Raw genomic sequence first — 14291 nt, forward strand, 5'->3', positions numbered from 1 at the left:
TTAAATTAAAATGAATAAATCAACTATCCAAAAAGTAAGTGCCGCATCGCTTTTAGTGGCATTAGGAATTATTTATGGTGACATAGGAACCAGTCCCTTGTACGTGATGAAAGCCATTATTGGGAAAAGAGAAATATCTAAATTGCTTGTTTATGGCGGTATTTCCTGCATCTTCTGGACGCTTACATTTCAAACTACATTCAAATATATTTTATTAACACTTTCGGCAGACAATCATGGAGAAGGAGGTGTTTTTTCACTTTACGCATTGGTCAAACGGTTTGGTAAAGGAAAATTGGTAATTCCTACCATTCTTGGAGCAACGACACTTTTGGCCGATGGAATTATTACTCCTCCCATTTCCGTGGCTTCTGCTGTTGAAGGATTAGGAGATGTAGTTCCTGGTATTTCAACTCTTCCCATTGTGATTGTAATTTTATCGGGATTGTTCTTTTTTCAACGATTCGGAACCCAGAAAGTAGGTTTCTTCTTTGGACCTGCTATGGTAGTTTGGTTTTCGATGCTTTTTGTTTTAGGATTTGTACAAATATTAGATCATCCCGGTATTTTGAGCGCATTAAACCCAATGTATGCCTACGAACTATTAGTTGAATATCCTCATGGATTCTGGCTGCTGGGAGCGGTGTTTTTATGTACAACCGGGGCCGAGGCATTGTATTCGGATTTAGGACATTGCGGAAAAAAGAATATCAGAATTACATGGATTTTTGTCAAAATCGCATTAGTTGTGAATTATTTAGGCCAAGCATCTTGGCTAATGACGCAAGGAAATAGATTTCTTGAAGGAAGAAATCCTTTTTACACCATTATGCCACAATGGTTTCTTTTTTCGGGAGTAATCATTGCCACGTTTGCTGCAATTATTGCTTCTCAAGCTTTAATAAGCGGGTCTTATACTTTAATAAATGAAGCAATGTCTCTTAACTTTTGGCCAAGGGTGTCTATGCGAAATCCAACTAATTTGAAGGGACAAATTTATATTCCTTCGGTAAATACAATTCTTTGGGCGGGCTGTGTTTTAATGATTTTATATTTTAAAAACTCGTCAAACATGGAAGCGGCCTATGGTTTTTCGATTACCATTGCAATGCTAATGACCACTGTGCTTTTAAATTATTACTTGCTTTATATAAAAAAAATGAACAAGGTTTTGATAACCTTAATTATTACCGTTTTTGGTATTATTGAAATTGCCTTTTTTATTGCCAACATTGTAAAAATAAAAGAGCGTTGGATGTTCTTGTTCTTCGAACTATTCATTTTCATGACGATGTATGTTTGGTTTTACGCAAGAAAAATTAATAATAAATTTATAAAATTCACTAATTTATCTGAACACACCCAACAACTTCAGGATTTAAGTAACGACATCAGTATTCCAAAGTACTCCACTCATTTAATTTATCTGTCCAAAGCGGATAGAAATTATGAAATTGAGGAAAAAATATTAAAATCCATTTTTTCCAAAAAACCAAAAAGAGCTGATGTGTATTGGTTTTTTCATATCAACAGAACCAATGATCCTTTTACTCTAAATTATGAAGTAATTGAATTATTAGATGATAAGGTGATTAAAATTGTGCTGAATATTGGTTTCCGAATCCAACCCAAAGTTGAATTATATTTTAAAAAAATTGTTCAAAATTTGGTCCAAAAGAAGGAGTTAAATTTGCATATTCGCCCAGATGGTTCCACAAAATACAACGCTGAACCTGATTTTAAATTCATTATTTTGGAGAAATTCCTTTCAGTCGAAAATGAATTTACTGTTGAAGATGCTTTTCTGTTGAATTCCTATTATATGCTTAAAAACTGGTCACTTTCTGACACTAAAGCATTTGGATTGGATAAAAGCGATGTTGAAATTGAAGAGGTAGCTTTCGTATACCAACCTATTATAAAATTAGAATTAGAAAGAAAAAAGATTTAAAAACTGATTTCAGATTTAGTTTATAATAAGCATAAAATCAGTAGTTTTCAAATAAAAAAATGGACTTGATTTATTTCAAGTCCATTTTTTATATTTTTAAACACGATAATTTTAAAAGAAAGTTCCCACTTTATCTAAGATGTTTTTTTATCCATTCTCTTTCAAGTGCGGCTTATAATTTCAAGCAAATGTAAGCAAGCGCAACACACGATAATAAAACTAATAAACTCATCTGAAATGCTTTACTAAATGATGTTTTATTATCTGCTACCCATGGTATATATAGTATTACATAATGAGTAATGCTTATCGGATATGAGATATAACCAAAAAATTTACAAACACGTGAAGAAAATTTACTTTTAATCTCTCCGCTTGGCGTCAATAAAATAATTAGTGTGAAAAATAAAATTACAACTGCTGAATAATAAACACCATTCATATGTAAATGTTCGTCTGCACCAATTTTGGGCCTAGCTAAGATCAATATCACAAGCAAACTACAACAAAAAAATGCGTTTTTTAAGTGAAATAAATTTTCCATACGAAAATTAACAATCCTGCACAAAAAGGGATACATCATACGTACAAAACCAATTAAATCATAAAAGGTAAATCCGTTACGGGTGATTATTTGATTGGGTGTGGTCTCTTTTATTTCTAAGGTTTTTGCCCAAGAAATTCCAGAAAGGACTAATATTGAAAATAGCGACGTCTTTGCTATATTTGAAATTTAGTTGTTCTTTATTTGGTAAACAACTTTTTATTTCTTCATTATAAAGCGATGTAAAATATTTTTTTAATATTTGCAAAAAAAGAGCGTTTATTTTTTGATTATCAGTTTTTAAAGCAAAAATTATAATCAATTTTGTATTTTTGCAATCAATATAAAACAATGGAATTTAATAAAATAATAGAGGAAAAATCAGCAGAAGCTTGGGAAGTATACATTCCAAATTTATCAGTGGATTGTGTCGTTTTTGGGTTTCATGACACTACCTTAAAAGTATTGGTAACCAGACTAAAAGATAAAGATATTTGGGCAATTCCAGGAGGTTATGTTTTAAAAACAGAAAATCTTAAAGAGGCGGCCAATAGAATTTTATTTACCAGAACAGGGGCTGAAAATATCTATTTAGAGGAATTCAAAGTTTTTAGTAATTTGAATCGAAATGATGGTGTTTTTGATGAATTTCCAGATACATTATGGAATAAACAACGATTTCTTTCTGTTGGGTTTTATGCGCTAGTCGATTTTCATCAAGTAAATCTTGTTATGGACGATATTTCTGATGCTTGCGAATGGAAAGCAATTGATGAATTGCCTGATTTTATGATGGATCACAGAAGTATTTTTGATATCGCGCTAATTACTCTTCGAAAACAATTGAATGACAAACCGATTGGGTATAATTTACTTCCAGAAAAATTTACTATGCCCGAACTTCAAAAATTATATGAAATTATTTTAGCGAAGAAATTAAATCGTGGTAATTTTTACAGAAAAATGTTGCGGTATGATATTCTTATTAAATTGGACGAAAGCAGAAAAGGTGGTGCACATAAAGCTCCGGACCTCTACCAATTTGATGTGGAAAAATATGAAAAAGCACTAAAAGAAGGATTAAATAACGGTTGGTAATAAAAACCAAAAAAAGAAGCTGTTTAGCTTCTTTTTTTGGTTAAAGGATTTTTCGCCTTTATGTTTTTCAACTATTTTTTTAGAATTTGATCCAATATTTTAATCCAATCATCAATACTGTTAGTATTAGTATCTATCGCAACACTATCCTTATTATAAGGAGCATACATCTTTATATTCGTAACTGAAAATAAACCAACAGTAGGAGCTGGTGATGCGCTGGCTAAATGCATAATTCCACTATCGGCACCAATAAAAACTTCTGTATTGGTAATTAGCGATCCCATTTCACGAATATCTTTACTGTAAAATGTCGGCGCTTTAAATCCTATTTGTGAAACATTTTCAACAGGTAAAACTTCAATTATATTGTAATTTGGATACTCTGTTTTTAATCTTTGGTAAAATGCTTCCCACCAAGACTCTGAATAACATTTTTCACCCGTTGCAAAAGTAAAAATGCAAATTGTTTTTTTGTCATTTTTTACAATGTCTTGCAGTACTTTTTGCCCTTCAGCAATTTCAGAAGGACTTAGCATTAGATTTAAAAAAGGAATTGGTTTGTCATTTTCCTTTAATCCCAGTTTGGTTAGATAATATCTAAAGTTGTAGACTGGCTGTTTAGCGATGTGTTTGTAATCTTCATATTTAAGTTGAAGTTCATCAATATCATCTCCAAAAAACGTATATTTTGAATTGGCAAACTGCGCTGACAATCTCCCTGATGAGGAACTTTCAACCACATTAATCACAATATCATAACTATGTTTTTTAAGAGCCATCCATCCTTTAAAGTATTTGATTAACTCTTTAAATGGTTTTCGTGGCAGTTGAATTATACGCGTAACATTTTTATAATTTTTAAATACAATTGGCGCTAAACCACCATTTACAAATAAATCAATTTCACATTCCGGAAAAGTGGCAATGACTTCCTGAACAAGTGGAGTGATTAATAATTGATTTCCTAATCTGGGATTTGGCCTGCAAATTAAAATTTTTTTAATGATTACTTTAGTGAAATCTGTATTTGGGTCAAAATGGGAAGTTCCAATGTTTTTAGTTAAACTGCGCATTAATGTTCTTCTTAATGCATTGATGTCTCTTTTTATATTCATACTTTTTAAAATATTTTTTTGATCTGGGAACTTTAACAGAAATTATAATTTACACAAATGAGGTACTCAATTTTATTTTTACATTCTAGCATTTGTAATATTGTTCAAAGAAACGATTTTTTTATACAATCTGTATTGTCAGATATTGAAATTTAAAGTCACTTTTAATCGTAATATTATAAATTTTTCGATTGCATTTTGATCAAGAATAGCAAATTGTGGTTTTAATTAATTTATAATAGCCGTTATAGATTTCAAAGCGTTGCGATGCTGTTTTCAAAACAGTTTTATACCTGCAGTCAATATTTTTTAGTACCCTAAATGGAGAATAAATAAAGTTATTTTCAGGATTTACAAAAACTATTTTTTTTGGCATGTATTTTGTTTTACAGAAAAATATTATTTCAATTTCAAACCATTAAAAAAAAGTCAAGAAATATGAAAAAAATAATTCTAATGGCATTGCTAACTGCTGGTAGTGCGTATTCTCAGGAACATGTATTTAATGTTCAGCGTTATTGCGTAGATGAATTGCCTTTCAAGAATGGAGAATGTGATATTTCAGGAAATGAATATTCGTTTGTTTTCTTGGACACTCAAAAAAATGACGTCGTCTTCTTTTTCACGGACATGAAATTGGTCTATAAAATAGTTAATTCGATGGTCTATTCTCCCGATCCTGATTACATGCTCTATACTTTAGAAAATAAACGTGGCCAAGTAGAGATGAGAGTAAATAAAAAGAATACTAAGATGGAATTTCTGTATCCAAACAACCATATTTATTTGACAGTAGGTAAATCTACAAAATTATAAATAGAGCTACTATTGTTAAGCTGAGCTAAAAAAATCGCTTTTTTTTAAGCTCAGTTCCTCTAAAGGGCTACAAAAGTTAGTAAGATAAAATGAATTCTTTTAACAATCAGCCATATTCACTGCGATTGCAAGGCCACCTTCTGAAGTTTCTTTATATTTATTATTCATATCCTTAGCGGTTTGCCACATGGTATCAACTACTTTGTCTAAAGGAACTTTTGCATTTTTTGGGTCAGTTGATAAGGCTAATTCGGCAGCATTAATGGCTTTTATGGCACCCATAGTATTGCGTTCGATACACGGAATCTGAACCAATCCACCAACAGGGTCGCAGGTTAAACCTAAATGATGCTCCATGGCGATTTCGGCAGCCATTAAAACCTGTTCCGGTGTTCCTCCCATTAATTCGCATAAAGCAGCCGCCGCCATGGAAGAAGAAACGCCTATCTCAGCTTGACAGCCGCCCATAGCTGCTGAAATTGTGGACCCTTTTTTGAAAATACTGCCTATTTCTCCGGCAACCAGCAAGAATTGTTTGATTTCTTTTTCACCGGCATCATGATTTTCAATAACTAAATAATACATTAAAACGGCAGGAATAACACCCGCACTTCCATTAGTTGGTGCGGTAACTACACGTCCTAAGGCGGCATTAACTTCATTTACTGCAAGTGCGAAACAGCTTACCCATTGAAGGATTTGGCGAAATTTTACTTCCGTTTTTCTTATTTCCTCAAGCCATGTTTGAGGTGTATTATAGTTGGCTAATCCTATAAGATTTTGGTGCATGTCAAATGCTCTTCGGCGTACATTCAGTCCCCCGGGAAGAATCCCTTCAGAATGGCAACCAATGTAAATGCATTCTAGCATCGTGTGCCAAATACGCATTAATTCGGTATCAATAACTTCCTCGGAACGCATTGATTTCTCGTTTTCATAAACGATTTCAGATATTTTTTTATTTTCAGTACTAGTGTAATTCAGTAATTCTTCGGCTTTGTCAATTGGAAATGGGAATGCACATTTTATGGCAATTTTCTTCTTGGCATTGATGCGTTCTTCTTTCACCACAAATCCACCTCCGATGGAGTAGTAGGTTCCCGAATACTCTTGGCCATCAGTTGTGTAAGCTTTAAAAGTCAACCCATTGGCATGAAAGGGAAGGAAATTTTTATTGAAAACAATGTCTTGTAAAAAATCGAATGGAATCAGTACGCGGTTTCCCAAATTGATTTCATTTTCATCTTTAATTGATTTTATAATCCCAGCGATATTTTCAATAGGAATAATTTCAGGATCTTGTCCGCTTAAACCCAGCATTAACGCTAAATCGGTGGCATGGCCTTTACCAGTAAGGGAGAGGGAACCGTATAAATCTACTTTTACTCTGTTGACAGTATCTATTAAGTTTTTAGTTCGTAATTCTTCCAAAAAACGTTCTGCAGCACGCCAAGGTCCAAGTGTGTGAGAACTAGATGGTCCAACACCAATTTTAAGCATATCAAAAACAGAAATACATTCTTCCATAATTTATCAGTAGGTTTACTTAAAACAAAGATAATAGAATGTAGCAATGATGAGGTTTAAAAAAGGAGATTTATTAAATATTTGGCAATTTATTACGTCATATTCTGATCATTTAACAAAGTGAGTAAATAGGAGTTATTGAAATCACTTAAATTTAATTTAAAAACAGAATTAGAATAGATTTTAGCTTTATTTTTACATTACCTATGAAAATACTACTAATAGAAGACGAACCAGAATTGCAAAAAAGCATTGAGCAATATCTTGAAATGGAAGGGAATATTGTTGAAATTTCTCCTGATTTCTCTCATGCTCAACAGAAAATTTCGATTTATGATTATGATTGTATTTTAGTAGATATTACTTTGCCAAACGGCTCTGGTTTAGATTTACTCAGAGAAATTAAACTAAAAAAATCTAAAGCAGGTGTTATAATAATTTCAGCCAAAAATTCACTTGATGATAAAGTAAATGGTTTAGACCTTGGAGCAGATGATTATTTGCCAAAACCATTTCATTTGTCTGAACTTAATTCACGAATAAAAGCTGTGATTCGAAGAAAAAGTTTTGATGGAAATTTGGAAATTAGTGTCAATGAAATAAAAATTTTGCCTCACGAAAGACGTGTTTTAATTCATAATCAAGATGTAATTTTGACGTCAAAAGAATATGATTTATTGCTTTATTTTATATCTAATAAAAATAGAGTAGTGAGTAAAAGTGCGCTTGCAGAGCATCTTTGGGGTGATAATTCGGATAGATTAGATAACTTTGATTTTATATACAATCATGTGAAAAATCTGCGTAAAAAATTATTAGAAAAAGAATGCGAAGATTATTTGCAAACTATTTATGGAATAGGTTACAATTTTAAAACGCAAGAATGAAATTATTAGCTAAAACAAGTTTGTATTATTTGATTTTGAGTATCCCGATATTAATTCTATCAGGATTTATTTGTTTTCATATCATTACAAGAGAGGTTAGAGAAAGTAATAATGAACTATTGCTAAATCGCAATGAAGTAATTGAAAATTATTTAAAAGAAAAGGACACGATTTCTCTGAAAATAATCACTAAAAGCAGTGAAGCTACAATCAAAAAAATAGCTATAATAAATAATTTCAAAATTCCTGTACCTATTTTTTCGGACACTTTAATTTTTGATAAAAAAGAAAATGAACTAGCGGAAAACAGATTGCTTTCTTCTGTTTTTAAAGTTGGAAATGCTAATTATTCTATTAAGATATGGAGAAGTACATTAGAATATAACGAATTGTTCAGAGGTATTTTTACTTCTTTTGTTGTTTTATTGATTTTGCTTTTTGTGACCTACTTGGTCATAAATTTTTGGATTTCAAAAACAGTATGGAAACCCTTTTATCGAACGGTATCCAATTTAAAGAAATTTCGTGTAATTGATAATGTAATTCCATGTTTTGAAAATACTTCGGTAACAGAATTTGATGAATTAAATCGTTCCTTAAACGTTATGATGCAGAAAATGATTGTTGATTTTAATAGCCAAAAGAAATTCACTGAAAATGCTTCGCACGAAATCCAAACGCCATTAGCTGTTATAAGGTCGAAAATTGATTTACTTATTCAATCTGAAAATTTGAAAGAAAATGATGTAAAATTAATCATTGCGATTGATGACGCTTGCTCTAAAATAATTCGATTGAACAAATCATTTTTATTACTCACCAAAATTGAAAACAGACAATTTAATGTTACAGAAAATGTATCTTTTGAAAATACAGTTGATAACTCCTTAGTTTTTTTTGAAGAACACATTCAAGCCAATAAAATTGAGGTAATAAAAAATATTGAAAGCGATTTTTGTGTTTTAATGAATGCTGATTTGAGTTTAGTACTGATTAATAATTTATTACAAAATGCAATCAGACATAATATTAATAATGGGAATATTGAAATTTTTATAGCAAAAAATAAAATTACAATCTCAAATTTGGGGCTTGATAATCCAATTGATAGTCAGTTGTTTGAGCGCTTTCATAAAGACTCTACTTCACAAGAGTCCTTAGGACTTGGATTGTCTATCGTAAAAGAAATTGCAGAGGTAAGCGGATTGGTATTTGATTATAAATTTACTGCCGGAAAGCACGATTTTATTTTGACAAAAAAATAGGACCAGAAAATTAAAACCAGTTAGTTTATGAAATTAAAACAGTTATTTAAATATTTTTTTATACCGCTATTGCTTTGTAGCTTAATCTCTTGTGATGTATTGCGATCGTTGCGATATGGTGGGATTCCAAGTCAAAGTGATTACAGACATTTTCCGCACAGAGTAGTTAATAATGAAGGTCCTGTTTATAATTTTTATAAATCCAATAAAGATTCTCAGTTAGGAACAAAAGTAGGAGTAATCAATAGGGATTTTAATTCTACAAATGTCAACTTGGATAGTTTTACGACATTACATAAAACGGTAACATTTTTAATTATTCGCAATGACACAATTGTTTATGAAAAATATAATAAAGGGTATACATCAAATTCAGTTGTTTCTTCCTTTTCGATGGCTAAACCATTTGTTTCAACATTAATAGGAATAGCAATTGATGAAGGAAAAATAAAAAGTGAGAATGACTTCATTATTGATTATTTACCTGAATTTAAAGGTAAAATTGGTTGGGAAAAAATTACCATAAAAAATTTATTACAACATACATCAGGGATACGATTTACTGATAACGAATTAGATCCTGCATCTGATAATGCAGCGTTTTACTGGGGCGATAATTTAAGAGAGAGAATGCTCAATTTAACTCTTGAATGTCCGCCCAATACTAAATTTAGATATAGCAGCGAGAACACATTACTTTTAGGATATATTATAGAGAAGGTGACTGGAGGTACAATTTCAAAATATTTTGAAGATAAAATTTGGAAACCATTAGGGATGGAGGCACCAGCATCATGGAGTTTGGATCGAAAAGATGATAAAGCAATTGAAAAATCATTTTGTTGTTTAGAAGCAAGAGCCATTGACTTTGCTAAGTTAGGTAGACTTTATCTAAACGATGGGAATTGGAATGGGAAGCAAATTGTATCTAAAAAATGGGTAGAATTATCTACTCATTCAGATCCATCGGGAAATAATAAACACTTTTATAATAATAATTGGGGAATAGGACCTTTGAAATATGGCAGTTATTTTGCTGTGGGATTATTTGGTCAATATCTTTATATGTATCCCGAGAAAAATATTATTATAGTCCGCTTTGGCGATACCGAAACCTCGTATCATCCAAATTATTGGCAGGAAGTATTTTTGCAAATAATCGACCAAATGTAACAACGAGTTTGACTTTATGCGCGTTATGAAAAACTGAATTGCTACTCTCTTAGCATAGAATTAAAATAGAATTGTATTTGATATTTGTACTATAAAATTTTTACAATTAACTTTTAACTTTTAAAAAATGAAAAAATTAGTAATGATTATGTCAATTGTATTCATTTGCAGTTGTGCGTTTGCCGGAACTCCACCGGATGCAGTAAAAAAAGCCTTCGCTAAAAAATTTCCTGCTGCAACAAAAGTGAGTTGGGGAGTTGAAGGTCCAAAAGAATGGGAAGCAGAATTTACATTGGAAGGAAACAAGATTTCTGCTAATTTCTCAGAAGATGGAACTTGGCTGGAAACGGAAAGAGAAATTAAAGTTGTCAATTTACCAAAAGCAATTTTAACAGCTGTAAAATCGAAATACAGTGATTGGAAAATTGCAGAAGCGGACAAAACAGAAAGTTCAAAACATGGAACTATCTATGAAGTAGATTTAAAAAAAGGTATGAAGAGTAAAAGCCTTGCTTTTAAAGAAAATGGTATGTCGATAAAAGAATAATTTTCGATTTTTTTAATTAATATACATAAAGAGTTGGTTTTACATCCGACTCTTTTTTATGATGTAAAAAGTGGTGTCTGCATAAAGTGCAAATAGATCGGACAAGCTATTTGTCTTACAAAAAAGGTTAAAATTAATTTTTAAAGTTTTTTAAAATGAAAAAAATACTACTGTCCGTAATAATTTTTGCTTCTATTTTTAATAGTTACAGTCAAACCTATAAATTATCTAAAAAGATCAGCACTTCTGGTAATGACGGCTGGGATTATCTTGCTGTTGATGATGTGGCGCAACATTTATTTGTTTCACACGGAAACATGGTCAATGTGATTGATTTAAAATCAGATAAAACAATAGCAACTATTCCAGATACAAAAGGAGTTCATGGAATTGCAGTTGCCAATGATCTCAATAAAGCATTTATTAGCAACGGAAAAGACAATTCTATTACAATTGTCAATTTGAAAACATTTGAATTACTTGAAAAAGTAAAAATTACAGGAGTTAAACCAGATGCCATTTTAAACGATCAATTTTCTCGAAAAGTGTTTATTTACAATGCAGAAAGTAATGATGCTACGGTTATTGATGCCAATACAAACAAAGTGGTGAAAACAATTCCATTGGGTGGAAAACCAGAGTTCTCAGTTACCAATACTAAGGGATTAATTTATGTGAATATTGAAAATAAAAACGAAATAAAAACGATAAACGCTTCAACACTAAAAGTAACAAATACTTGGAGTATTGTTCCTGGAGATGAACCATCAGGACTGGCAATTGACTTAGTTACTAATAGACTGTTTTCTGTTTGCAGTAATAATTTAATGATAATTGTTAATGCTAAAAATGGAAAAATTATAAAGACACTACCAATTGGTGATGGTTGTGACGGCGTTGTTTTTGATGCCAAAAAGAAGCTTATTTTCGCTTCTAATGGCGAAGGAACGATTACGGTTGTAAAAGAGAGTAACGCAAATACTTTTTCAATTCTTGAAACTGTAAAGTCTCAAAAAGGAGCCAGAACCATTGCACTGAACAAAACTACAAATCAACTGTATTTACCTTCGGCAGATTTTGGTTTAAAACCAGAACCAACAACAGAAAACCCAAAACCACGAGCAGGAATAGTACCTAATTCGTTCGTTGTTCTAGTTGTTGAACCAATTTCTAAATAGTTTAATTCTTTTTATCTAAATTTATCCAATGAAATGGAAGCTTTTATTATTATTTTTTATTTGTTTCAAATCTTTTTCGCAAGAAAAAGATTTGAATTACTTTATTGCTAAAGCACAAAATAATTCTCCTTTACTTAAAGATTATAGCAATCAAATAAAATCCGCGACACTAGATAGTTTATTGAATCGCGCAGTTTATAAACCACAAGTTACTGGAAATCTTAATGCTAATTACGCACCTGTAATTAGTGGTTTTGGTTATGATACCGCATTGAGTAACGGACAATCTGTTGCGGGTTTGGTCGGAGTTAACCAAAAAATAATTGGAAAAAAAAGAATCAATTCGCAATCTGATTCGTTTCAATTGATAAAAGAAGCTTTGGTTTTAAATCAAAAAATTACCTTAAGAGATTTAAACAAAACCATTATTGCTCAATATATTTTGGCTTCAGCAAGTTCAGAACAAATTGGTTTCAACCAAAAAATTGCAACTCTTTTAAAACAGGAAACAAGCATCCTAAAAAAATTAACTCAAAATGCAGTTTACAAACAAACAGATTATTTGATTTTTAGCGCAACTGTGAAGCAACAGGATTTAGTATTGTTACAATTAAAACAACAATATCAAAATGATTTGGCTTTGTTGAATTACCTTTCAGGAGAAACCGATACGACTTTTATTAATTTAAAAAAGCCTGAAATTACTTTGAAAAATAGTCGGTCTTCGGATAAAATAGTTTTTTTGAAACAATTTGAGGTGGACAGCTTAAAACTTCAGAATCAAAATAAATTCATTGATTACAGTTATAGACCTTCCTTGTCTTTATTAGGAGATGCAGGTTACAATTCCAGTTTTGCCTATCAGGCTTATAAAAATTTCGGATTTAGTGTGGGTTTGGGTTTGTCAATTCCTATTTATGATGGTAATCAACGCACTTTGCAGCATCAAAAAAATGATGCGGCATTAGCTACTAATTTAGCTTATAAAAACAATTTCAATAAACAATACCAACAACAATTATTAATGTTGAATTTGAAACGGAAACAATCAGCAGCTGTAGAAAATCAGTTGCAATTACAGCTTCTTATCGCTGATGCATTAATTGAAGCAAATAAAAAATTATTGCTTACCGGAGATGCACAAATTACCGAATATATTATTGCTGTTGGTAATTTAATAGCCATCAAAAATGCCATTTCCCAAAATAATAGCAACAAACTTCAAATTATAAATGAAATTAATTATTGGAGTTTTAATGACTAATTCTATGAAGAAATCCATTCTGTTTTTTATCGTGATAGCGCTTTTTTTTATTTCCTGTAAAAATAATAATGAAGCCGAAAAAGTAATTGACGCGAGTGTTCCTGTGACCTTAACGACGATTGAAACCAGTTCAATTCAAAGTTTTATTGACCTGAATGCTACAGCAACTTATTTGGTCAAAAATGTTATAAAAGCAAATGCTACAGGTTATTTGAATTCAGTTAACGTGGTTTCCAATGATTATGTTTCTAAAGGGGCGGCATTATTTTCGATAAAAACCCGTGAGGCAAAAGTGTTAGGGAATACGATTAATAAAATTGACCCTAGTTTAAATTTTGGCGGAGCCATAAAAGTCAGAGCAAATACTAATGGCTTTGTAACTTCAGTAAATGTGCAACAAGGTGATTATGTTCAGGATGGTGATCCATTAGTTTCTATTAATGACTCCGGAAGTTTTGCCATAGTTTTGAGTTTGCCTTACGAGTTCAAAAAATATGTTTCAATCAATGAAGAACTAACGGTGATTTTACCAGATAGTACTTTGGTAAAAGTGAAAGTTCAAAAATACATGCCTTCCGTTGATGCCACTTCACAAACACAAAGTGTGATTTTAAAAGTCATTGGTAAACACGACATTCCAGAGAATTTAATTGTAAAAGTCAGAATTAATAAAAGTTCAAATTCAAAAACTGTTTCATTACCAAAAGCAGCCGTTTTAAGTAATGAAACGGAAACTGATTTTTGGATTATGAAAATGATTAATAACAATACTGCCATAAAAATCCCGATAAAAAAAGGAGTAGAAACGCCTGATAAAGTAGAAATTCTAACACCTATTTTAACTTCTGAAGATAAAATTTTACTTTCAGGAAATTATGGTGTTGCAGATACCATTAAAGTAAAAGTGATAAAACCGGATTAAA

At 31.3% G+C, this 14291-nt stretch carries 12 protein-coding genes; 10 read left to right on the forward strand and 2 right to left on the reverse strand.

All coding sequences use genetic code 11. The features are described 5' to 3' along the window. Positions 1-10 precede the first annotated feature (10 nt). Positions 11-1951, forward strand: coding sequence for a KUP/HAK/KT family potassium transporter (locus C4S35_RS13450; RefSeq protein ID WP_104000668.1), 1941 nt, complete (start codon positions 11-13; stop codon positions 1949-1951). A gap of 895 nt (positions 1952-2846) precedes the next feature. Beyond that, positions 2847-3593 (forward strand): NUDIX domain-containing protein, encoded by a 747-nt coding sequence (locus C4S35_RS13465; protein ID WP_104000671.1) that lies wholly within the window; start codon positions 2847-2849, stop codon positions 3591-3593. Positions 3594-3664: 71 nt separating this feature from the next. On the opposite strand, the gene C4S35_RS13470 is transcribed toward C4S35_RS13465, so the two are convergent. Beyond that, positions 3665-4711, reverse strand: coding sequence for a glycosyltransferase family 9 protein (locus C4S35_RS13470; RefSeq protein WP_104000672.1), 1047 nt, complete (start codon positions 4709-4711; stop codon positions 3665-3667). A 438-nt stretch (positions 4712-5149) separates the two neighbouring features. Between C4S35_RS13470 and C4S35_RS13475 the strand changes: the two genes are divergently transcribed. Beyond that, the gene (locus C4S35_RS13475; RefSeq protein WP_146059553.1) at positions 5150-5527 is read left to right on the forward strand and encodes a hypothetical protein; all 378 of its coding nucleotides are present in this window, start codon (positions 5150-5152) and stop codon (positions 5525-5527) included. A gap of 99 nt (positions 5528-5626) precedes the next feature. Here the strand turns inward: C4S35_RS13475 and C4S35_RS13480 are convergent, their stop codons facing one another. After that, positions 5627-7054, reverse strand: coding sequence for an L-serine ammonia-lyase (locus C4S35_RS13480; protein ID WP_104000674.1), 1428 nt, complete (start codon positions 7052-7054; stop codon positions 5627-5629). A gap of 206 nt (positions 7055-7260) precedes the next feature. Here C4S35_RS13480 and C4S35_RS13485 point away from each other — a divergent pair, with 206 nt between their 5' ends. From C4S35_RS13485 to C4S35_RS13515, 7 genes are all read left to right on the forward strand, one after another. Next, positions 7261-7941, forward strand: a complete 681-nt coding sequence (locus C4S35_RS13485; RefSeq protein ID WP_104000675.1) for a response regulator transcription factor — start codon at positions 7261-7263, stop codon at positions 7939-7941. After that, positions 7938-9206: a sensor histidine kinase gene (locus C4S35_RS13490; RefSeq protein WP_104000676.1), complete on the forward strand. Its 1269-nt coding sequence runs from the start codon at positions 7938-7940 to the stop codon at positions 9204-9206. The genes C4S35_RS13485 and C4S35_RS13490 overlap by 4 nt, the downstream gene beginning before the upstream one ends. 27 nt (positions 9207-9233) lie before the next feature. After that, entirely contained in the window at positions 9234-10379 is a 1146-nt protein-coding gene (locus C4S35_RS13495) for a serine hydrolase domain-containing protein (protein ID WP_104000677.1), read from the forward strand. Between the two features lie 127 nt (positions 10380-10506). Next, positions 10507-10926 carry a PepSY-like domain-containing protein gene (locus tag C4S35_RS13500; protein WP_104000678.1) on the forward strand — a complete coding sequence of 140 codons (420 nt, stop codon included), beginning with the start codon at positions 10507-10509 and terminating at the stop codon, positions 10924-10926. 155 nt (positions 10927-11081) lie between these two features. Then, positions 11082-12104, forward strand: coding sequence for a YncE family protein (locus tag C4S35_RS13505; RefSeq protein ID WP_104000679.1), 1023 nt, complete (start codon positions 11082-11084; stop codon positions 12102-12104). Positions 12105-12132: 28 nt separating this feature from the next. Then, positions 12133-13368, forward strand: a complete 1236-nt coding sequence (locus C4S35_RS13510; RefSeq protein ID WP_104000680.1) for a TolC family protein — start codon at positions 12133-12135, stop codon at positions 13366-13368. After that, positions 13337-14290, forward strand: a complete 954-nt coding sequence (locus C4S35_RS13515; RefSeq protein WP_104000681.1) for an efflux RND transporter periplasmic adaptor subunit — start codon at positions 13337-13339, stop codon at positions 14288-14290. Before C4S35_RS13510 ends, C4S35_RS13515 begins: the two co-directional genes overlap by 32 nt. The last annotated feature ends 1 nt before the right edge of the window (position 14291 follow it).

Origin of the sequence: Flavobacterium urumqiense (assembly GCF_900108015.1) — a bacterium.
In the GTDB taxonomy this organism is placed as follows: Bacteria; Bacteroidota; Bacteroidia; order Flavobacteriales; family Flavobacteriaceae; genus Flavobacterium; species Flavobacterium urumqiense.